The sequence below is a fragment of the Caldisericia bacterium genome, assembly GCA_026414995.1.
GTDB lineage: Bacteria > Caldisericota > Caldisericia > B22-G15 > B22-G15 > JAAYUH01.
Genome location: JAOAHY010000011.1, coordinates 1 through 20499 on the forward strand (window position 1 = coordinate 1; position 20499 = coordinate 20499).

General features: G+C 26.5%; 22 protein-coding genes. 15 read left to right on the forward strand and 7 right to left on the reverse strand.

The features are described 5' to 3' along the window. Positions 1-61: 61 nt before the first annotated feature. Genes efp through rsmG form a run of 9 tightly spaced genes read left to right on the forward strand, consistent with a single transcriptional unit; the run spans position 62 to position 6644 of the window. Positions 62-631 (forward strand): elongation factor P, encoded by a 570-nt coding sequence (gene efp / locus N3D74_04595; GenBank protein ID MCX8095444.1) that lies wholly within the window; start codon positions 62-64, stop codon positions 629-631. Further along, complete coding sequence (locus N3D74_04600; GenBank protein MCX8095445.1) at positions 628-966, forward strand: Asp23/Gls24 family envelope stress response protein; 339 nt, start codon at positions 628-630, stop codon at positions 964-966. The genes efp and N3D74_04600 overlap by 4 nt, the downstream gene beginning before the upstream one ends. Continuing rightward, on the forward strand, positions 956-1375 hold the full coding sequence (gene nusB, locus N3D74_04605) for a transcription antitermination factor NusB (protein MCX8095446.1): 420 nt from the start codon (positions 956-958) through the stop codon (positions 1373-1375). The genes N3D74_04600 and nusB overlap by 11 nt, the downstream gene beginning before the upstream one ends. Next, the gene (locus N3D74_04610) at positions 1359-1631 is read left to right on the forward strand and encodes an acylphosphatase (protein ID MCX8095447.1); all 273 of its coding nucleotides are present in this window, start codon (positions 1359-1361) and stop codon (positions 1629-1631) included. Before nusB ends, N3D74_04610 begins: the two co-directional genes overlap by 17 nt. 4 nt (positions 1632-1635) lie before the next feature. Next, positions 1636-2487, forward strand: a complete 852-nt coding sequence (locus tag N3D74_04615) for a polyprenyl synthetase family protein (GenBank protein ID MCX8095448.1) — start codon at positions 1636-1638, stop codon at positions 2485-2487. Continuing rightward, complete coding sequence (gene dxs / locus N3D74_04620) at positions 2475-4325, forward strand: 1-deoxy-D-xylulose-5-phosphate synthase (GenBank protein ID MCX8095449.1); 1851 nt, start codon at positions 2475-2477, stop codon at positions 4323-4325. Before N3D74_04615 ends, dxs begins: the two co-directional genes overlap by 13 nt. After that, positions 4303-5124: a TlyA family RNA methyltransferase gene (locus tag N3D74_04625; protein MCX8095450.1), complete on the forward strand. Its 822-nt coding sequence runs from the start codon at positions 4303-4305 to the stop codon at positions 5122-5124. The genes dxs and N3D74_04625 overlap by 23 nt, the downstream gene beginning before the upstream one ends. Then, positions 5102-5905 carry an NAD(+)/NADH kinase gene (locus N3D74_04630; GenBank protein MCX8095451.1) on the forward strand — a complete coding sequence of 268 codons (804 nt, stop codon included), beginning with the start codon at positions 5102-5104 and terminating at the stop codon, positions 5903-5905. The genes N3D74_04625 and N3D74_04630 overlap by 23 nt, the downstream gene beginning before the upstream one ends. A gap of 7 nt (positions 5906-5912) precedes the next feature. Further along, positions 5913-6644: a 16S rRNA (guanine(527)-N(7))-methyltransferase RsmG gene (rsmG, locus tag N3D74_04635; protein MCX8095452.1), complete on the forward strand. Its 732-nt coding sequence runs from the start codon at positions 5913-5915 to the stop codon at positions 6642-6644. A gap of 4 nt (positions 6645-6648) precedes the next feature. Here rsmG and N3D74_04640 read toward each other — a convergent pair whose 3' ends face one another. After that, positions 6649-7518, reverse strand: coding sequence for a DMT family transporter (locus N3D74_04640; GenBank protein ID MCX8095453.1), 870 nt, complete (start codon positions 7516-7518; stop codon positions 6649-6651). Positions 7519-7545: 27 nt separating this feature from the next. Here N3D74_04640 and pxpB point away from each other — a divergent pair, with 27 nt between their 5' ends. From pxpB to N3D74_04660, 4 genes are read left to right on the forward strand one after another with little or no spacing between them, the layout of a single operon-like run. Continuing rightward, the gene (pxpB, locus tag N3D74_04645; protein ID MCX8095454.1) at positions 7546-8244 is read left to right on the forward strand and encodes a 5-oxoprolinase subunit PxpB; all 699 of its coding nucleotides are present in this window, start codon (positions 7546-7548) and stop codon (positions 8242-8244) included. Further along, a complete protein-coding gene (locus tag N3D74_04650) occupies positions 8241-9257 on the forward strand; it encodes a biotin-dependent carboxyltransferase family protein (GenBank protein ID MCX8095455.1) in 1017 nt (338 codons plus the stop codon). Before pxpB ends, N3D74_04650 begins: the two co-directional genes overlap by 4 nt. Beyond that, complete coding sequence (locus N3D74_04655; protein ID MCX8095456.1) at positions 9232-9975, forward strand: LamB/YcsF family protein; 744 nt, start codon at positions 9232-9234, stop codon at positions 9973-9975. The genes N3D74_04650 and N3D74_04655 overlap by 26 nt, the downstream gene beginning before the upstream one ends. A gap of 1 nt (position 9976) precedes the next feature. Then, positions 9977-12304 (forward strand): endonuclease MutS2, encoded by a 2328-nt coding sequence (locus tag N3D74_04660; GenBank protein MCX8095457.1) that lies wholly within the window; start codon positions 9977-9979, stop codon positions 12302-12304. Positions 12305-12336: 32 nt separating this feature from the next. On the opposite strand, the gene N3D74_04665 is transcribed toward N3D74_04660, so the two are convergent. Then, the gene (locus N3D74_04665) at positions 12337-13158 is read right to left on the reverse strand and encodes a radical SAM protein (GenBank protein MCX8095458.1); all 822 of its coding nucleotides are present in this window, start codon (positions 13156-13158) and stop codon (positions 12337-12339) included. Continuing rightward, positions 13155-13841, reverse strand: coding sequence for a DUF72 domain-containing protein (locus tag N3D74_04670; protein ID MCX8095459.1), 687 nt, complete (start codon positions 13839-13841; stop codon positions 13155-13157). The genes N3D74_04665 and N3D74_04670 overlap by 4 nt, the downstream gene beginning before the upstream one ends. A 75-nt stretch (positions 13842-13916) precedes the next feature. Here N3D74_04670 and N3D74_04675 point away from each other — a divergent pair, with 75 nt between their 5' ends. Beyond that, on the forward strand, positions 13917-15122 hold the full coding sequence (locus tag N3D74_04675) for a DUF438 domain-containing protein (GenBank protein MCX8095460.1): 1206 nt from the start codon (positions 13917-13919) through the stop codon (positions 15120-15122). Positions 15123-15151: 29 nt separating this feature from the next. Further along, a complete protein-coding gene (locus tag N3D74_04680) occupies positions 15152-15940 on the forward strand; it encodes a lysophospholipase (GenBank protein ID MCX8095461.1) in 789 nt (262 codons plus the stop codon). 2 nt (positions 15941-15942) lie between these two features. Here the strand turns inward: N3D74_04680 and N3D74_04685 are convergent, their stop codons facing one another. From N3D74_04685 to glpK, 4 genes are read right to left on the reverse strand one after another with little or no spacing between them, the layout of a single operon-like run. Next, positions 15943-16281 (reverse strand): DUF1667 domain-containing protein, encoded by a 339-nt coding sequence (locus N3D74_04685; GenBank protein MCX8095462.1) that lies wholly within the window; start codon positions 16279-16281, stop codon positions 15943-15945. Then, a complete protein-coding gene (locus N3D74_04690; protein MCX8095463.1) occupies positions 16278-17498 on the reverse strand; it encodes an NAD(P)/FAD-dependent oxidoreductase in 1221 nt (406 codons plus the stop codon). The genes N3D74_04685 and N3D74_04690 overlap by 4 nt, the downstream gene beginning before the upstream one ends. Next, on the reverse strand, positions 17482-18897 hold the full coding sequence (locus tag N3D74_04695) for an NAD(P)/FAD-dependent oxidoreductase (protein MCX8095464.1): 1416 nt from the start codon (positions 18895-18897) through the stop codon (positions 17482-17484). The genes N3D74_04690 and N3D74_04695 overlap by 17 nt, the downstream gene beginning before the upstream one ends. After that, positions 18876-20372, reverse strand: a complete 1497-nt coding sequence (glpK, locus tag N3D74_04700) for a glycerol kinase GlpK (protein MCX8095465.1) — start codon at positions 20370-20372, stop codon at positions 18876-18878. Before glpK ends, N3D74_04695 begins: the two co-directional genes overlap by 22 nt. Between the last annotated feature and the right edge of the window lie 127 nt (positions 20373-20499).

The following is a 20499-nucleotide window of genomic DNA, read 5'->3' on the forward strand; positions in this document are numbered from 1 at the left end:
ACTTGATATAATAGAAATTAATTGTTAAAATCTAAATAGTTGAATTCTTTAGGAGGAGATAATGATTGATGTTAATGATTTAAGACCAGGAGTTACATTTGAACTTGACGGAGAGGTTTGGATTGTTATAAGTTTCTTGCATGTTAAACCAGGTAAAGGCTCTGCATTTGTAAGAACTAAAATTAGAAATATAGAAACTGGAAATGTAATTGAAAGAACATTTAGAGCAGGTGAAAAAGTAAAAGAGGCATATGTTGAGAGAAAAGAATTTCAATATATGTATAATGATGGGAGTGTTTATTATTTTATGGACAATAAATCTTATGAGCAGATTGAACTTCCTGAAGAATTTATTGGAGATGAAAAATATTATTTAAAAGAAGGAATGAATATTCAAGTTTTGTATTATAAAGATAGAGCAATTGGTGTTGAACTTCCAAACTATGTTGATCTTGAAGTTGTGGAAACTGAACCAGGCTTCAAAGGAGATACTGCACAGGGTGGAAGTAAACCTGCAGTTCTTGAAACTGGTCTAAAGATTCAGGTCCCACTTTTTGTTGAAAAAGGAGAAATAATAAGAGTTGATACAAGAACAGGAGAATATCTTGAAAGGGTGGGTAAAAAAGAATGAAAGATAATCTTGTAATGAGTGACTATGCAATAGAACATCTTATAGAATCAACTATAAGAGAATTTAATGAAATAGAAGGTCTTGGGTCAGATTTTGCAAAAGAACTAATTGATATTTTTGATGGAGATGAAGCAAAAAAAGGAATAAAAATAAAAAGGGATAAAGAGGCTTTAAATATTGATATTCTTTTAAGAGTTTTTTATTTAGTTGATTTAATTGAACTTTCAAAAAAATTAAGAAAAAGAATAAAAGAAATTTTGGAGAAATTTACACCATATAAAATTAATGAAATAAATTTTTATTATATAGATGTTAAAGATAAAAATGAGGGTTAGGGAAATAGCAAGAGAGAAAGCCCTTCAATTACTATATCAGAAGGAAATAACATCTTTTGATATTGATAAGATAATTGAAAATTTTGAATTTGAAAATACTCCTGAAGAAAGCATAATTTATGCAGTTGAACTATTAAGAGGTGTTACAGAGAACTTAAATTATATTGATAATATTATTCAAGAATTTTTACTTAATTGGGAATGGGAGAGAGTGCTTGCAGTTGATAGAAATATTTTAAGAATTGGAACTTTTGAACTTCTTTTTAAAAAAGATATTCCAACCGCTGCTATTATAGATCAAGCAGTGAGAATTGCTAAAAAATATGGAAGTTATGATGATTCATATAAATTTATAAATGGAATTTTAGGAAGAATTGCAGAGAGGTATAGAAGTGAAGAAGAGACTTGAAGCGAAAGTTTTTGGAATTGTTCAAGGAGTTGGATTCAGATTTTACATTCACTATTATGCTAAAAAATATGGAATTAAGGGATATGTTAAAAATAACATAGATGGAACAGTGACATTTGTTGGAGAAGGAGAAGAGGAAGATTTAAACAAAATTTTGGAACACTTAAGAACTGGACCAACAGGAGCAGTTGTCTCAAACATTGAATACTCATTTCATGAACCAAAAGGAGAATTCTCAAATTTTGTTATAAAATGAAATTATGAAAGATATTTTTCTTAATTTTCTTAAAGAAAAAAGCGATATTTTAGAAAAAGAAATAGATAATATTTTAAATGAATACAAGACCTCACCAATTTATCCTGCCCTTAATTATGCAATAAAAAGTGGTGGAAAAAGATTAAGACCAACTCTCCTTCTTGCTTCATTCTCTTCATTTAAGGAAAATGAAGATATCGCTTTACCATTTGCTATTGCAATTGAATTAATACATACTTATTCTTTAATTCATGATGATTTACCTCCAATTGATAATGCTGAAACAAGAAGAGGAAAGCCATCGCTTCATAAAGTTTTTGGAGAGGATATTGCAATTTTAACAGGAGATGCCTTTTTAACACTTGCATTTGAGGTTATGTCAAAAAATAAAAATTTTAAAGAAAGCTTAATTTTAAAATCTATTTATGAAATTTCATCTTTAGCAGGTATAAATGGAATGGTAGGTGGTCAAGTTATGGATGTTATGTCTTCACCAGATGAAGCAAATGAAGAACTTCTATATTATATTCATTCAAGAAAAACAGGTTGTTTGATAAAAGCATCTCTTAAAGTTGGTGCAATTTTAAGTGAAACAGAGGATGAGAATATAAAATTAATTGAAAATTTTGGAGAAAAAGTTGGATTAACTTATCAAATTCTTGATGATATTGAGGATTCAAAGAAAAATGAAGAAGATGAAAAAAGAGTTACTTTTACAAAATTTTTTGGAGTTGAAAAGTCAAAAGAAATTGCCTTAAATTTACTTGATGAGAGTTTGTATATTATAAAAAATTTAAATTTAAAAAATAATATTTTAGAATCTTTTGTTTACTATTTAAAATCATGGCTATCTTAGATAAAATAAATACTCCTGATGATTTAAAAAAATTAAATTTCGATGAACTAAAAATATTATCTTTTGAAATAAGAGAACTGATAAAAGAAGTTGTTGGAAAAAATGGAGGACATCTCTCTTCAAATCTTGGAACTGTTGAATTAATTATCTCTCTTCTTTACACATTTAATCCACCAGAAGATAAAATAATTTTTGATGTTGGTCATCAATGTTATGCTTACAAAATTTTAACTGGAAGAAAAGATAAATTTCATCTTTTAAGAAAAAAGGGTGGCTTATCTGGATATCCATCACCAAGGGAAAGTGAATATGATACATTTTTTGTGGGTCATGCATCAAATTCACTATCTTTATCTCTTGGTTTAGCATCTGCAAGAGATTTAAATGGTGAAAGTTATAAAATTGTAAACATAATTGGAGATGGCGCTTTAACTGGTGGAGAAATATGGGAAGCACTTAACAATTTAGGTCAATCAAAAAAGGATATTTTAATTGTTTTAAATGATAATGGGATGTCGATATCAAAAAATGTTGGAGCATTTTCATCATATTTTTCAAAATTAAGAGCAGGTAAGTTTTATAGAGATTCAGTTAATAAATTAAATGAAATTTTAAAAAGAAGAGGAAAATTAGGTGAAAGTTTAATAAATTTAATAAATAAATTTAAACTTATAATTAAAGAAGCAATTATTCCTGGAATTGTTTTTGAAGAGTTGGGAATAATGTATTTTGGACCATTTGATGGACATAATATTCCTTTACTTGTTGATGTTTTTTCAAAAGTTAAAAATATAAAATCACCTAGAATAGTTCATATAATTACAAAAAAGGGAAAAGGAATTGATTTTGCAGAGGAAGATCCAGATATATACCATTCATCTCCACCATTTTTAATATCCTCCAAAAAAGAAGAATCTTTTTCACAAATTTTTGGTGATGAAATTGTTAAGATAGGGAAAAAGGATGAAAGAGTTGTAACAATAACAGCAGCAATGGAACTAGGTACTGGTTTAAAAAAATTCAAGGAAACCTTTCCAGAAAGATTTTTTGATGTTGGAATTGCCGAAGAACATGCTGTTACTTTTGCAGGAGGACTTGCAAAAGGTGGGAAAATTCCTTTTGTTGCTATTTATTCAACCTTCTTACAAAGAGCAATAGATCAAATTCTTCTTGATGTATCACTCCAAAAAGTTAAGGTAAATTTTGCAGTAGATAGAGCAGGACTTGTTTCAGAAGATGGAGAAACACACCAAGGTATTTTTGATATTGCATATTTTTCTTTTTCTGATGATTTTGTAATTATGGCACCTAAAGATGGAGATGAGTTAAGAGAGATGCTTAATTTTTCTTTATATGAAAATAAACCTTGTGTTATAAGATATCCTAAAGATTCATCTGAAAACCTAAATATAAAAACAGAAATTATTCCCTATGAACCTGAAACTCTTTTTGAAGGTGATGATGTATTGATTATTTCTCTTGGAAAATTAAGTTTTTATGCATATAAAGCAGTTCTTGAATTAAAAGAATTAGATTTAAACCCGATGTTATTAAATATTAGATTTGCTAATCCATTGCCAATTTTTTCAATTTTAAAATATGCTGAAAAAATAAAAAGAGTTTTAATTCTTGAAGAACATTTTTATTTGAATGGAATTGGGTCAAAAATCATTCCAAAACTTCAAAATATTGGAGGAATAAAGATTGTACATCTTGCAATTAATGAGACATTTCCTCCAGTAGGAACAAGAGAAGAACTATTAAAAAGATATAAACTTGATAAAGATAGTATAAAGGAGGTGCTATTAAACATAATTGGAAAGAAAATTAAGGCTTGATAAAGCACTTTTAGAAAAAGGTTTTTTCAATTCAAGAGCAAAAGCACAGGAAGCAATTAGAAGGGGTTATGTGATTGTAAATGGGAAAAAAGTAAATAAAAGCGGTATTTACATAGATAAAGATGCAAATATTGTAATTGTTGAAGAACTTCAATTTGTTTCGAGAGGTGGAGAAAAATTAAAAGAGATAATTGAAAGATTCAATATTGATATAAATGGAAAAATTTGTATAGATATTGGTTCAAGCAGCGGTGGTTTTACAGAAGTTTTATTGAAAAATGGTGCAAAAAAAGTTTATGCAGTTGATATTGGTAAAGGACTTCTTCATGAAAGTTTAAGAAAAGATAAAAGAGTTATTTTAAAAGAAGGATTAAATGCAAGGTATCTATCTTTTGATGATATTCCTGAAAAAGTTGATTTAATAACAGAAGATACATCTTTTATATCATCAAAAATTATAATTTCAAATTGCAAGAAGTTTCTTAAAGAAAAAGGAGAATATATTGTTTTGATTAAACCACAATTTGAGGCAGGAAAAGAGAATCTAAAACAAGGAGTTGTGAAAAATTTTGATATTCACAAAAATGTTTTATTAGAATTTTTAGAATTTATTAAATCTCAAGAATTTCATCCAGTTGGATTAATACCTTCACCTATTAAAGGAAAAGATGGAAATATTGAATATTTGTTATATATGATTAAAATGACACCACCATTTGATTTTGGGGTGGAGTTATTTGTTGAAAAATCAATTAAGGAGGCAAAAGAAAGATTTTATGAGAATTGGAATTATTTATAAGGAAACTGAAGAAGCAAAAAATCTATCTAAAATTGTTTTTGAATATCTAAAAGAGAAAAGAATTGACACTTTTTATGTTGATAATGAAAAAGATTTGTCAAATTCAATAATTTTATCTTTTGGTGGAGATGGAACGCTTCTTAAAGCATTTCAATATGCATATAAATTTGATTCTCCTATATTAGGAATTAATCTTGGAGGTTTAGGCTTTTTAACTGATGTTGAAAAAGAAGATGTATTTGTTGCTATTGAAAAACTTATAAGTAATAAATTTAAAATAGAAACAAGAAAAGTTCTTGAATGTGAAATTATAAGAGAAGGGAAATCGCTTGGAAAATATTTTGCTTTTAATGATTTTGTTATTTCAAAAGACACTCTTTCCCAGATTATAACTATAGAAATATTTATAGATGGCATCTCTGTTTTTAAAATGAAAGGAGATGGAGTTATTGTTTCAACTCCAAATGGTTCAACTGCATATTCTTTATCTGCAGGTGGTCCAATTCTTTCTCCAAAGTGTGAAGCATATCTTCTTACAACTTTATGCTCTCATAAACTTACAGCAAGGCCGGTTGTTTTATCAAAAGAAGAGAAACTTTCAATAAAAATAAATGAAGAAGAGAGCAAAATTTTTTTTATTGAAGATGGAATTAAAAGGGAAGATCTAATTAAAAATGACCACCTTCTTTTTAGATTAAGTGATAGAGATGCAAAATTGGTTCGACTTAAAGAAAAAAATTTTTACCAAATAGTAAATTCAAAATTCAACTGGGGAAGCTAAAAATTAGATGGAGCTCTGGGAAAATTGGTTTAGAGAGGCGCTCTCTTATTTTAATTTAAATTTAAATGAGGAAAAGTTAGAAAAATTTAAAACTTATCTTCATTTAATAATATTTTACAATCAAAAATTCAATTTAACTGGTGAAAAGACAAAAGAAGATATTGCAATTAAGCAATTTATAGATTCTTTAATTCCAATTTTTTATGAAAAAAGTAATAAAGAAATTTTTAAAAAATCAATTGATATTGGAACAGGTGCTGGAATTCCAGGAATTCCAATAAAAATATATTTTGAAGATATTGAACTATATTTAATTGAATCAAATAAAAAAAGGTGTGAGTTTTTAAAAGAAGTAGTTAATACTTTAAATTTAAAAGAAGTAATTTTACTGTCTGGAAGAGGAGAGGAGTTAATAAAAAAGGAAGAGTTAAAAAATATTTTAAGAGAAGGCTTTATAACTGTTTTTTCAAGATGGGTTTTAAGAATACCTGGAATTTTTGAATTAACATCACCTTTTGTTAAATTAAATGGAAAAATTTTTTTGTGGAAAGGAGTAGATGAAATTGAGTTAATCGAAAGAAATAGATCTTTTTTAAATGAACTTGGATTGGAAATTGAAAATATATTTAAATATGAACTTCCTTTTTATAAAAGTGAAAGAGTATTATTAATTTTAAAGAAGACTAAAGAGACACCAGAAAAATACCCAAGAAGTTTCAAAAGAATTAAAAGTTTATAAATCTTTATTTTATTTTTTCAATTAAATAGATTGATAATATTATTAAAGAACCTCCAATTAAAGTATTAATATTTATTGACTCTTTTAAAAAAATAACTCCATAAATTACGCCAAAAATTGGAACAATATAACCAACAAAAGAAGTTTTGGATGCTCCAAATCTTCTAATTGAGTTCAAAAAGAAAGTATATGCAAAAGATTGTAAAACTATTCCAACATAAAAAAGTGAAAGCACTGAAGAAATTTTTATTTCATTTATATTAAAATCTCTTGATGTTAAAACATATGGAATTGAGATTAAAAATCCAAAAAGAACCAAATAAAAACAAGAGAGAGAAGTTTCATATTTTAAACTGATTTTTTTCAAAAGAATAACACCAAGACCATAAAATAGTGATGCTAAAATAATGAAAATTAATCCTGTTAAAATCAATCTATCACTATTAATAACTTCTTTATAAAAAATAATAAAAACTCCTAAAAATCCTAGTATAACAAATAAAATTTTATTTAATGTCAGTTTTTCATCTTTTAAGAAAATATGTGCAAAAATGAATGTAAAAATAGGGGATGAAGATAAGATAAGAGAAGTTAGACCACTTGCAATATATTTTTCACCAGTTGAAATAAAAATTTGTGGAATATATACATCAACTAATGCAATTATAAAAATAAAAAGAAGTGTATTTAACTCAATTTTAAAAGAGATTTTTTTAATCTTTAAAAAAATAAAAAGAGTTATTGTTGCAATAAGAAATCTTAAAGAAGTAAAAAGAGGAGGCGAAATAGAAGAAACACCAATTTTAATAAACATAAAATCACTTCCCCATAGTGCTGCAAGAAAAATTAAAGAGGGAATATATTTTTTATTCATAGAAAAAATGATAATCTTAAATTAAATATGAGTCAAGTTGATATAAGACCTCTTGGTGAAGATGGGCTTTTGATAAGATTTGAAGAAAAAATTAATATAAAGACAAATTTAAAAGTTCAAAATTTAAAAAACTTACTATTAATTGAAAAAGTTGAAGGAATTAAGGAATTAATTCCATCATATAGATCTCTACTTGTGATTTATGACCCTTTAAAAATTTCATATTTTGATTTAAAAGATAAAATATTAAAATTTTCTATTAAAAAGAATCGTTTTTCTATTAAAAGAAAGAAAATTTTTGTAATTCCAGCATATTTTGGAAGCGATATATGTAGTGATTTAAAATATATTGCAAACTTTCATAATTTAAATGAAGAAAAAATTATAAAAATTTTATTAAAAAAGGTTTACTATGTCTATATGTATGGATTTTTACCAGGATTTATTTATCTTGGGGGTCTTCCAAAAATTCTTCATACTCCAAGATTAGAATCACCAAGAATATTAGTTCCTAAGGGAAGTATAGGAATTGGAGGCGAGCAACTAGGAATTTATGGAATAAAATCTCCTGGAGGATTTAGAATTATTGGTTTAACATATTTTGATTTAATAGAGATTAATGAGGAGATAAAAATAAAGATAAAAGAGGGTGATTTTGTTAAATTTAAAAGAATATCAAAAGAAGATTTAATTAAAAATTATAGAGATGAGATAAGATTTATATGATAAAAGTTTTAGAGGAAGGTTTTTACACAACAATTCAAGATTTAGGAAGAAGAGGCTTTTTAAGATATGGAATTTCTCATTCTGGCGCAATGGATGAATTTTCTTTAAGATTAGGGAATATTTTTCTAAATACATCTGAAAATGCTCCTCAAATTGAAATCACTTTAAAAGGTCCAACAATTGAATTTTTGTGTGATAAGATAATTTGTTTAACAGGCGGAGAAATTGATGCATATATAAATTTCGAAAAAATTGAATGTTTTAAACCTTATTATGTAAAAAAGGGTTCAATTTTAAAACTTGATTATGTTAAAAAGGGGTTCAGAAGTTATTTAATAATACAAGGTGGAGTTAAAACAGATAAATTTTTGAATAGTGCCTCATTTGATAAATTCTTAAACAAAGGAGTAAAATTTAAAAAAGGAGATTTAATACAAGTTTCAGATTTCTTTGACAAAGAAGTTTTAAATAGAAAATTTCAAAAAGAATTTAAATTAGAGTTTGAAAAAGAGAGTGTAAAATTTATTTTAGGACCAGATAATGAAAGATTTGAAGAGGAAGAATTAGAAAAATTTTTAGAAAATTATTATATAGTTTCTGAAAAATCAGATAGAGTTGCAATAAGACTTGATGGTGAACCATTAAAGTTAAAAAAGGACAAAGAGACAATAATATCTGAGGGTGTAAATTTAGGAACAATACAAGTACCTCAAAATGGAAAACCAATAATTTTAATGAAAGATAGACCAACAACTGGTGGTTATCCAAAAATAGGAAATGTTATTAAAGTTGATATACCAATTTTGTCACAAAAAAGATTCGGAGAAAAAATTAAATTTAAGATAGTTTCAATTGAGGAGGCTCAAAAATTATATTTTGAAATGGAGGAGGAAATTAAAAGTTTCAAAAAGAGTTTAGGTATAATAAAAAAATATTATATTATTTTAAAAGATAAAAAATTTAATGTAAAGGTTGAGGAGATTTTTGATGAGGAAAATTTTAATAAATATTGATTGCGGAGAAGGTTTTGGAATATATAGAAATGAATTTGAAGAAGAGTTAATAAAGAATGCTGATCTTGTTAATATTGCTTGTGGTTTTCATGCAGGAGACCCAGACATTATGAGGGAAACGGTAAAAATTGCTAAAAAATATAATGTTTTAGTTGGTGCTCATCCTTCATATCCAGATTTAGTGGGTTTTGGAAGAAGAAGCATAAAGATGACACCTCAAGAAATTGAAAATCTTGTACTTTATCAAATAGGAGCTCTTTACTCTATTTTAAAAATAGAAAAGTTATGTTTAAATCATGTTAAACCACATGGTGCTTTATATAATGATTCAGTTAAAGATCCAAAAATTGCTGAAGCGATAGGAAGGGCAGTTTCTCTTTTTGACAATAATCTTTATTTAATTGGTCTTTCAGGTTCAAAACAGGTTGAAATTTGGAAAAATATGGGTCTTAAAGTTTTAAATGAAGTTTATATTGATAGAGCATATAATGATGATGGAACTCTTGTTCCAAGAAGTGAACCACACTCTGTTATTTCCGATTTAAAAATAATTGAAGAAAGATTAATAAATTTAATAAAAAAAGGAGAAATTTTATCTATAAATGGGAATTCAATTAAACTCAAATGCGAAACCCTTTGCCTCCACTCCGACACCCCCCACTCTTTAGAAATCATAAAGTTAGTAAGAAATCTTTTAATTAATGATATAATTTTTTAAAATGGATTTATATAGTTTAAATAAACTTGAATATTTTAAAATTGTTGAAATTGTAAAAGGATATGCCTATACATCAATGGGTAGGGAAATTATCTCTAATATTTCCCCTTCTTTAGATTTTGATTTTATTGAGAGAAGTTTGATTGAGGTTGAAGAAGCGAAAAAATTTATTGAAAATGAGGGAAATCTTCCTTTTTCATCTTTTGAAGAAATTGATGATGTTTTAAAAAAAGCAAAGATTAGATCGATTTTAAATGGTAAAGAGTTAAACAGGTTAAAAATAGATTTGATTTTATTTAATGAAATTAAAGATGAGATTGAAAGAAGAAAAGAAAATTACCAAAATTTATTTAATTTAGCAAAAGATTTAAAAAAAGATACAAGAGTTTTATATGAAATAGAAAGATGCATAGATGATGAAGGAAATGTGAAAGATGATGCATCTCCTGAACTTAAATCAATAAGAAGAAGAATAAAAGACCTTAGAGAAAGAATAATTGAAAAACTTGAAGACCTATTTTCTCTTTCAGTTTATAGAAACATGATAGCAGAACAAATAGTAACTATAAGGAATGGAAGATATGTTATTCCAATAAAAAAAGAGTTTTTAAATTATTTTCCATCTGTTGTTCAAGATACATCTGGATCAGGAAGGACAGTTTTTGTTGAACCACAATTTATAGTTCCAAAAAATAATGAACTGATTGAACTAATTGGTAGAGAAGAGGAAGAAGTCAAAAAAATACTTACAGAATTAACAATAATTGTTTATGAAAATTTCGAAATTATTGAAAAAAACATGGAAATTTTAGGAAAAATTGATTCAATTTTTGCAAAAGCTCACTATGCTTTAGATACGAAATCAACAAAACCAAAAATTATAAAAGAGAAAAGAATAAAAATAATAAATGGAAGACATCCTCTTTTAAAAGGATATGTTGTACCAATTTCACTTGAAATTGGAAGAGGTTTTAGAGTTTTAATAATTACAGGACCAAATACAGGCGGAAAGACTGTTACTTTAAAAACAATCGGACTTTTTCAAGCAATGGCTCAATCTGGTTTTCATGTACCATCTGATGAATATGAAACATATATTTTTGATAATATTTTTGCTGATATAGGTGAAGAGCAAAGTATTGAACAAAGTTTATCAACCTTCTCTTCTCATATGAAACAGATAGTAAATATTTTAAATAATGCAACAGAGAACTCCTTGATTCTTCTTGATGAGCTTGGTGCAGGAACTGATCCAGAAGAAGGAGCAAGTTTAGCACAATCAATAACAGAATATATTTACAACTTAGGTTCAATATGTGCTATTGCAACTCATTATCCAAGATTAAAAGAGTATGCATATAAAACTGATGGAGTTGAGAATTGCAGTATGGGTTTTGATATAGAAACTCTAAAACCAACTTATAAGCTTTTTATTGGTGTTCCTGGAGAAAGCCATGCTTTAACAATTGCATCATCTCTTGGTTTAAAAGAAGAGATAATTAACAAAGCAAAAGAACTACTTGGGGAAGAGCATATAACAAAAGAATTTATAATAAACAAAATGAAAAATGATCAAACAACAATTGAAAGGGATAAAGAAATAATTGAGGAAGAAAAAAAGAAAATTATAAAAGAGAGGGAGGAGTTAGAACTTTTACTTCAAGAACTTGAATTAAAAAGAAAAGAATATTCTATTTTAGCAAAAAAGGAGATGCAAAAAATTCTTGAAGAAACAAAAAGAAAAATGGAAGAAATTCTTGAGACCCTTCCAAGAGAAAGAAAAGAAGTTTTGGAAAAGAAAAAAGAATTGGAAAAAGAGATTGAAAAAATAAATGAAGAAATTGAGGAAGAAGAAATTGAAAAAGAGTTTGTGCCTTTTGAAGAATTAGAGGAAGGAGATTTAGTTTTTATAGATAAGTTTGGAAAACAAGGAATTATTTTAAAGAAAGATTATGAAGAGAAAAAAGCGGTCATTCAAATTGGAACTATGAGAGTGGTTTTACCATATACAGAAATCACAAAGAAACTAAATGGGAATTTTGAAATTGAGAAAGAGACAAAAGAGGGTGAATTGATATTACCAGAAAGGGAAATGCCTCCAATGAAGATTGAACTTCATGGTAAAACAGTTGATGAAGCGCTTGCAAAACTTGATAAATATCTTGATAGTGTTTCTCTTGTATCATATCCATTTATATATATCTATCATGGAGTCGGCTCTGGAATTTTAAAAAGAGCAATTCATGAATTTTTAAAAAATCATCCTCATGTTGAAAGATTTACACTCGATCCTGAAAATGTTGGTGTAACAATTGTCTTCCTTAAATAGGTTAATCTGGTGTCAGACACAAAAGTAACATTTTAAAAAAGAATATTTGAATGAAGATTTTTAAACTCTTTTACTACATTTTGAATTTTTATTCTTAATTCTATTAAATATTTTTCATCTTCACTTTTTAAAAATTCTTTAAATAGACCTAGATTAAAAGAAATTTCTTTTATTCTTTTCATAAATTTGAAATAACTTAATTTATCAAATAGAATCTCTCTTGTTCCTGTTTCATAAATTAATTTGACAATTTTGTATATTGTATCCTCTCTATCAGAAATTCCAGGGAGAATAGGACCAAAAAATGCATATGTTTTAATGTTATTTTTATTAAAAACCTCAAGCGCTTTTAATCTTTTATATGTTTCAGATGCACCCCTTTCAAATATTTTTCTTTTTTCTTCATCCATAATAGTTATTGTAAATCCAATAGTTACATCTTTTAAATTTTTTAAAATATCAATATCTCTTAAAATAAGGTCTCTTTTTGTTTGTACTGTTATTTTGAATTTTTTATCAAATAAACTGTTCTCTTCATTTAAAAAAACTTTTAAAATCTCTCTTGTTAATTTATATTTTTCTTCAATAGATTGATATGGATCAGTCATAGAAGATATGTAAACATCAATTTTATCTTTATTTTTAATTTCTTTTTTTAAGTTTTCCGGAGTATTTACTCTTACATCAACAAAATTACCCCAAATTTCTTCTTTATGATGCCACTTTTGCATTATAAATGATGCATAGCAATAAAGGCACCCATTAAGACAACCAAAATATGGATTTATGCAATATTCTGAGATTTTTGATTTTTGAAGTGATTTTTTAATTTTAACCTCTTCTATTTTTATCATTCTTTGAGAATTTTAAAAAACATTTGAGCATTTTTTAACATTGAATGATTGTTATTAAAATATGTATAAATTAATTTCGGTTTTTTACTTTTAATAATATCGGCTATTTCTCTTAGTTCTTCTTCACCATAGTCGTATTGATACCAAGATTCTCTTCCATGAAACCTTAAATAAATTTTTCCATTTATTACAAATATTTTTTTCTGCAAATCTGGTGAGTCAATTGATGAAATTAAAATAGAATTTTTATTTCCAAACTCTTCAAGGTCAATATTAAACCACTTTTTATTTCTAAATTCAACAACAATTTTATCTTTTTCTAAATTTTTAAAAAAATTAAGAAGAGTATCTTTGTTTTCTGGTCCAAATGAAGGAGGGAGTTGAAAAAGATAAAAATCGATTATATCATCCATTGGTTTAAAAAGTTCAAGAAACTTTTTAAAACTTTCCTTTGCGCCTTCATTTAATTTAAACTTGTGAGTTATTAATCGATGAACTTTAATACTCCATCTTAAAGATATTCCCTTTTTAACCCAACCTTTAATTTGATTTTCAAATGGAAATCTATAAAAAGAAGCATTAAGTTCAACTGAGTTTAAACCACTATTTTTTACATACCAATCAAAATTACCACCTTCATTCCATGAATACATCCAACCTGATGTTCCAACAAAAATTTCCATATTTATTTACCTCAAATTTATTATAAACTCATAAATTGTTATAATGAAACTGTAGAAATTTAATGGAGGTTTTTTATGAGTGAATTTTATACTGGATTTAATGAGAAAAAAGAGATTTTAAAAAATATTATAAGAAGAATACATAAAGGTGAGAATCCGGAACAAGTAAAAAGTGAATTTAAAGAACTCCTTAAAGATGTACAACCTGAAGAGATTGCTAAAATAGAAGAAGAATTGATAAAAGAAGGGATGGATAGAAATGAAATACTAAAACTTTGTGAAACCCATCTTCTTGTCTTTAAAGAGAGTTTACAGAAAAAAGAAGATTTTGACAAAAATAATCCAATTAATATTTTGTTGAAAGAGCATGAATTAATATTAAAAATGGGGGATGAATTAATTAAAATACTTAATATTATTAATGATATAAAGACATTTAAAGAAAATGAAGAAAAAATAAAAAATATCATTCAAAATTTTAAAGATTCAGAATCTCATTATTTAAGAGAAGAGAATGCTCTTTTTCCAACTCTTGAAAAATATGGGATTGTTGAGCCACCAAAAATTATGTGGATGGAACACGATAAAATTAGAGAAATCAAGAAGAGCCTTTTTGATATTTACGATAATTTGAAAGAAACCTTTAATGAAAATAACTTACAAAAATTGAAATCACTATCATTAGATTTATTTAATTTTATTAATTCACACTTCTTTAAAGAGAATAATATTCTATTTCCAACAGCTAATAAATTATTTAGGAAAGAAGATTTTTTGAAAATTAAAAAAGATTTTGACGAAATTGGGTATCCAACATTTCTTCCGGATGATTATAAAGAAAAATTGTTTTCTATAGAAGAGAAAGTGGATATAGAAAAAGAGATTAATCTTCCGACAGGATCATTTAATCTGTATGAACTTGAAGCAATATTAAATACACTTCCAGTTGATTTAACATTTGTTGATAAAAATGATAAAGTTAAATATTTCAGTATGACAAAAGATAGAATTTTTGTAAGGACAAAAGCAGTTATTGGAAGAAGTGTTCAAAATTGTCATCCTCAAAAAAGTGTTCATATTGTAAATAAAATTATTGAAGAGTTTAAAAAGGGAACAAGGGATTCCGCAGAATTTTGGATTACTATAAATGGAAAATTAATTTATATAAGATATTTTGCTGTAAGAAAAGATGGAGAATATTTAGGAACAATTGAGGTTACTCAAGACATAACTAATATCAAAAAGATAGAAGGAGAAAAACGTTTGTTAGATTGGGAATAAATTTTATAAATAATATATGGAGGTGGAGAGTGGAAAATTTTTTTAATTTTAAAGGATACAAAATTTTTTATCACTCAAATGGTTTAGGTGAAAAGGGTAAAATTTTTATTGTTCATGGTCTTGGTGAGCACATTGGGAGGTATGAGAGGATAGAAAAAATTTTAGTAAACTCTGGCTATATGGTTGAAGGAATTGATCTTATAGGTCATGGAAGAAGTTCTGGAATAAGAGGAGACATTCCATCATTTGAAGTACTTTTTGAAATCTTTGATGAGGCATTAAAATTTAATCCAAAAAATGAAGTTTTCCTTTTAGGTCATAGTTTAGGAGGTTTAATTGGATATAGATACCTTCAAGAAAGAGAAGGTTTTTTTAAAAAAGCAATTATCTCTAGTGGAATTTTTAATTTAAATTTAGATGAACTCCCAAAAGGGCTAGTCTATCTTGCAAAATTTTTAAATTCACTTTATCCAAAATTTACAATGTCAAATAGAATAAATCCAGAAGATCTTTCAAGAAATGAAGAAGAAGTTAAAAAATATATACTTGATCCACTCGTTCATAATAAAATTTCAGTAAGACTATTTTTTGAAATTTATAAAAATACAAAAATTGCTCTTCAGAAAGGAACAAAAACTCCTATTTTAATTCTTTTTGGAGCTTATGACAAAGTTGTTCCACCAATTTCTGCTAAACTTCTTTATGATTCTATTTTTGGCGATAAATTAATAAAAGAATATCCAATGAAACATGAACTATTTAATGACCCAGAAGGAGATAAAGTTATAGAGGATATTTTAGAATTTTTAAAATCTTAAACTTATTCAACTGTCTCTTGTGAGACAAGATTAACTCCTAAATTTAAAACATTTTCTAAAATAATTTCACCTCTTCTTATTTTTTTATCTATCTTTATTTTTTTTATTTCTCTTAAAACTTCAAAAATTTTTTCTTTAGGTATCTCTTTATCAATTCTAACAGCAACTCTTCTTTTTGAAAGTCCTATTGCTTTAAGTGTTGTTGTTAAACCTCTTTTTGGATTTTCCAACTCTTCTATTGCGTATTTAAGACCTTTTTTGCACTTATAATTTGTAATTTTATCTTCAATATATAAAATTCTACAACCTACTGGACATATTATACAAGTTATCTCTTTCATAACACCTCAATTATTATCTCATCTTTTTCTATTTTATTTGGATTTATTAAAATTTCTTGTATTTCTGCAGGATATGAAGCTTTTAATTTTTTGTTTATTATTAATTTATTTTCTTCTCTTATAATAACCTCTTTATTAAAAATTGGCTCCTTTACTCTAAAATAAATTTTTATCTCATCATCACTTCTTTCAATAAGTTGAGGTATATAATTTTTTATTAAGTTTCCTCCAAAAACCTTTATTTTAGGGTTTTCTTTGTTTTTATTTTTAAGAATATAATTTAATGTAGACAAAGAAGAAATCATTGCTCTATCAACAAGATCAAAGATATAGACTGAGTTTCCAATAACGAATGTGTTTTTTATATTAGTTAATAAATATTGATTTACAACAGGTCCTAATGTTTTTTTATCAATGATAAGATTTCTTCTTAAAATATCAATTTCAGGAATTAAGCCCACTGAGAGTAGAAGTGTATCAACTTCAAATTCCTTATAATTTCCTATTGGTTTTAAATTTTCATCCACTTCTGAAACATAAATTTTTTTTAATCTCTCCTCTCCTTCAACTTTTAAAACTGTATGTGAAAGATAAAGTGGAATTTCAAAATCTTCAATACATTGTCTTATATTTCTTGGTAATCCCCCATAAAATGGCATAATTTCAAAAACTCCAATAACATTCATTCCTTCAAGAGTTAATCTTCTTGCCATAATTAATCCTATATCTCCAGAGCCAAGTATAGCAATCTTATTACCAATTTTTAAACCAAGAATATTTGTTATATATTGAGCAAATCCTGCTGTAAAAATTCCAGAAGGTCTGTCTCCTTCAATAAAAACACTCCCCCTTGCTCTTTCTCTTGCTCCAAGAGCAAATGCATAGTAATTTGATTTAACTTCAACTATTCCTTTTGGTGAATAAAAATAGAGAAGTTCATTTTCAAAACCTATGCACATTGAATTTGTAAAAATATTAATATTTAGATTAAGAACATCCTCTTTTAATTCTTCAATCAGTTCTGGACCTGTTAAATCTTTTTTGTAGATTTCTAAACCAAATCCAGTATGAATACATTGTTTAAGTATTCCTCCAATTCTCTCTTCTCTATCAAAAATAATAACATTAAGACCTCTCTTTTTTGCTTCTTTTGCAAGAAAAAGTCCTGCTGGTCCTCCACCCACTATTACCAGATCAATATTATTCAATTTCACCATAAACTATTACTCCTCTACTTCCTTTCTTTTTTATCTTTTCAAATGGGATTTTCTTTTCTTCATTCAAAATTTTTAAAATCCTAATCGTACAGAAAGAGCCTTGGCATCTTCCTGAAGTTACCCTCAATCTCCTTTTAAGTCCATCAATATTTTTTGGTTCTGGAAAATTTTTTAATGTTTGTAGAATTTCTCCTTTTGAGACAAATTCACATCTACAAATTATTTCTCCATAAGATGGATTCTTTTTTATTAATTCATCAATTTCTAATTTTGTAAGATTTTTTAAAGAGATATCTTTTTCAATTGATTCTATAAAATCTTTTTTTTCTTTTAAACTGATTCTCTCTTTTATTAAATCTGAAACATATCTTGCAATTGCTGGAGATGCTGTAAGACCTGGGGAATCAATTCCTTGGACATGCAAAATATTTGAATTATCATCAAATTCAATTATGAAATCTTTTCTTTTAGATGATGCTCTTACTCCTGTAAAATCTCTTATAATAAAATTTGAAAAATCAAAATCAATAAAATTAGAAATTCTTTCTAAAATTTCTTCTCTTTCTTTTAAATATGAAGATGTATCATATGAATTAACAATATGAGATGTAGGTCCTAATAAAAGATTCCCATAGGGTGTAGGGGTTATTGAAATTCCTTTCCCTTTTTCTGTAGGAACTCCAAAAATTGGTCTTGAAACTAAACCTTTTAAACTTTTATCTGTTATTAAATATTGTCCTCTTCTTGGGAAAATCTCATCTTTTTTTAAAAATTTTTTTCCAAAAAAACCTAACGCATTTACAAAAATTTTTGTTTTAAAATCTCCTTTATTAGTTATTACTATAACCCATCCATTTTCATTTATTAAATCTTTTATTTCGCATGAAAAAAGAACCTCTCCGCCATTTAAATAACCAGATCTAACAAGATTTATTGTTGCAATAAATGGATCTATAATACCAGCATCAGGAGATAAAAGCCCTTTTTTATATGTATCTTTCAGATTTGGCTCTAATCTTTTAATTTCATTTTTATCAATTATTTCAACATTAACTTTATTTTTAATCCCTCTTTCATAAAGTTCATACAAAAACTTTTCTTCTTCATCTGTATATGCTAATACTAGAACACCATTAAATTCTGAATCAATATGTAATTTTTCTGTTAAATCTCTCCAAAGTTTTTTTCCTTCACTATTAAATAACGCTTTTAAACTTCCTGGTATTGGATCATAACCTCCATGAATTATTCCTGTATTTGCTATTGTTGAGCCAAAAGATGCAACATCACATTCTTTTTCAATTAAGAGAATTTTTAACTCATATTTTGAAAGTTCTCTAAAAATATTTGCTCCAACTATACCCCCTCCACCAATAATTACATCATAATTTTTCTCCAACCTAAACTCCTTTTAACTGCTTCTTGCCATATTTTATACTTTTTTTCTCTTGTCTCCTTATCCATTTTAGGAGTAAAAATTTTTTCAATTTTTTCAAAACACACTATATCTTCTAATTTTATCAAACCAATTCCTAGTGAAGAGAGTAAAAATGTACCAAAAGCTGTTGTTTCTAATATTTTTGGTCTTTCAACTTTTATTCCTAAAAAATCAGATTGAATTTGAAGAAGGAGGTCATTCATTGCTGCTCCACCATCAACTCTTAAAACTTTAATTTTTTCTTTTGTTTCTTTTTCCATTGTTTCTATAACATCTTTAGTTTGAAATGCAATTGCTTCAAGAGATGCTCTTGCTATATGAGATTTGTTGGTTTTTCTTGTTATTCCAATTATGAGCCCTCCTGCATACATATCCCAATATGGAGTGCCAAGACCAACAAATGCTGGTACAATATAAACTCCTTCTGTATCTTCCACCTCTCTTGCTAAAGTCTCTATCTCATTTGAATTTTTAATAATATTTAATCCATCTCTTAACCATTGAACAAGTGCTCCTGCTATGAATACTGAACCTTCAAGTGCATAACTCACTTTTCCATTTACTCCCCATGCAATTGTTGTTAAAAGACCATTTTTTGAAAAAACTCTTTCATTTTCTGTATTTAAAAGAATAAAACAACCTGTTCCATAAGTATTTTTAACCATCCCCTTTTCTAAACATAATTCACCAAATAGTGAACCTTGTTGGTCTCCTATAATTCCAGTAATAGGGATTTCTCTTCCAAAAAATTCTTTATCAATTTTTCCAAACATAAATGATGAATCTTTTACCTCAGGTAAAGAGTGTTCTGGAATTTTAAAATGTTTTAAGATATCTTCATCCCAATTTAAACTATTTATATTAAACATCATAGTTCTACTTGCATTAGAATAATCTGTATAAAATGATTTTGTTTTTGTTAATCTATACAGTATATATGTATCAACTGTTCCAAAAAGTACCTTTCCTTCAATAAATTTTTTATTTATATCTTCTCTTTCTCTTAAAAGATATACAAGTTTTGTTAAAGAAAAGTATGGATCAACAACAAGTCCAGTTTTTTTGTGTATTTCATGAGAAAGTCCGTCTTTTTTTATCTTTTCACATATTTCTGCACTTCTTCTACATTGCCAAACTATTGCATTATAAACAGGTTTTCCTGTATCTCTTTCAAATAAAATTGTTGTTTCTCTCTGATTTGTAATTCCAATTGATAAAATATCTTTTGGTTCTAAATTTAATGTTTTCAGAGATTTATTAATTGTTTTAAGAACTGAATTAAAAATCTCTTCTGGATCGTGTTCAACCCATCCAGGTTTTGGATAAATTTGTGTAATTTCTTCTCTCTCTATGTGTTCAATTTCTCCAGAATCGTTAAAAATAATTGATCTTGTACTTGTTGTTCCTTGATCAATCACAAGAACATATTTTTTCATATATCCTCCATAAGATTAATTATAATAATTTTATTTTTAAATTTTTAAATGATATAATGATAAAAGTGTGATTTAGTGTTTTAGAGCAAAAAATTTAGAATTGGCTTATATATTTTTTAAATAAATG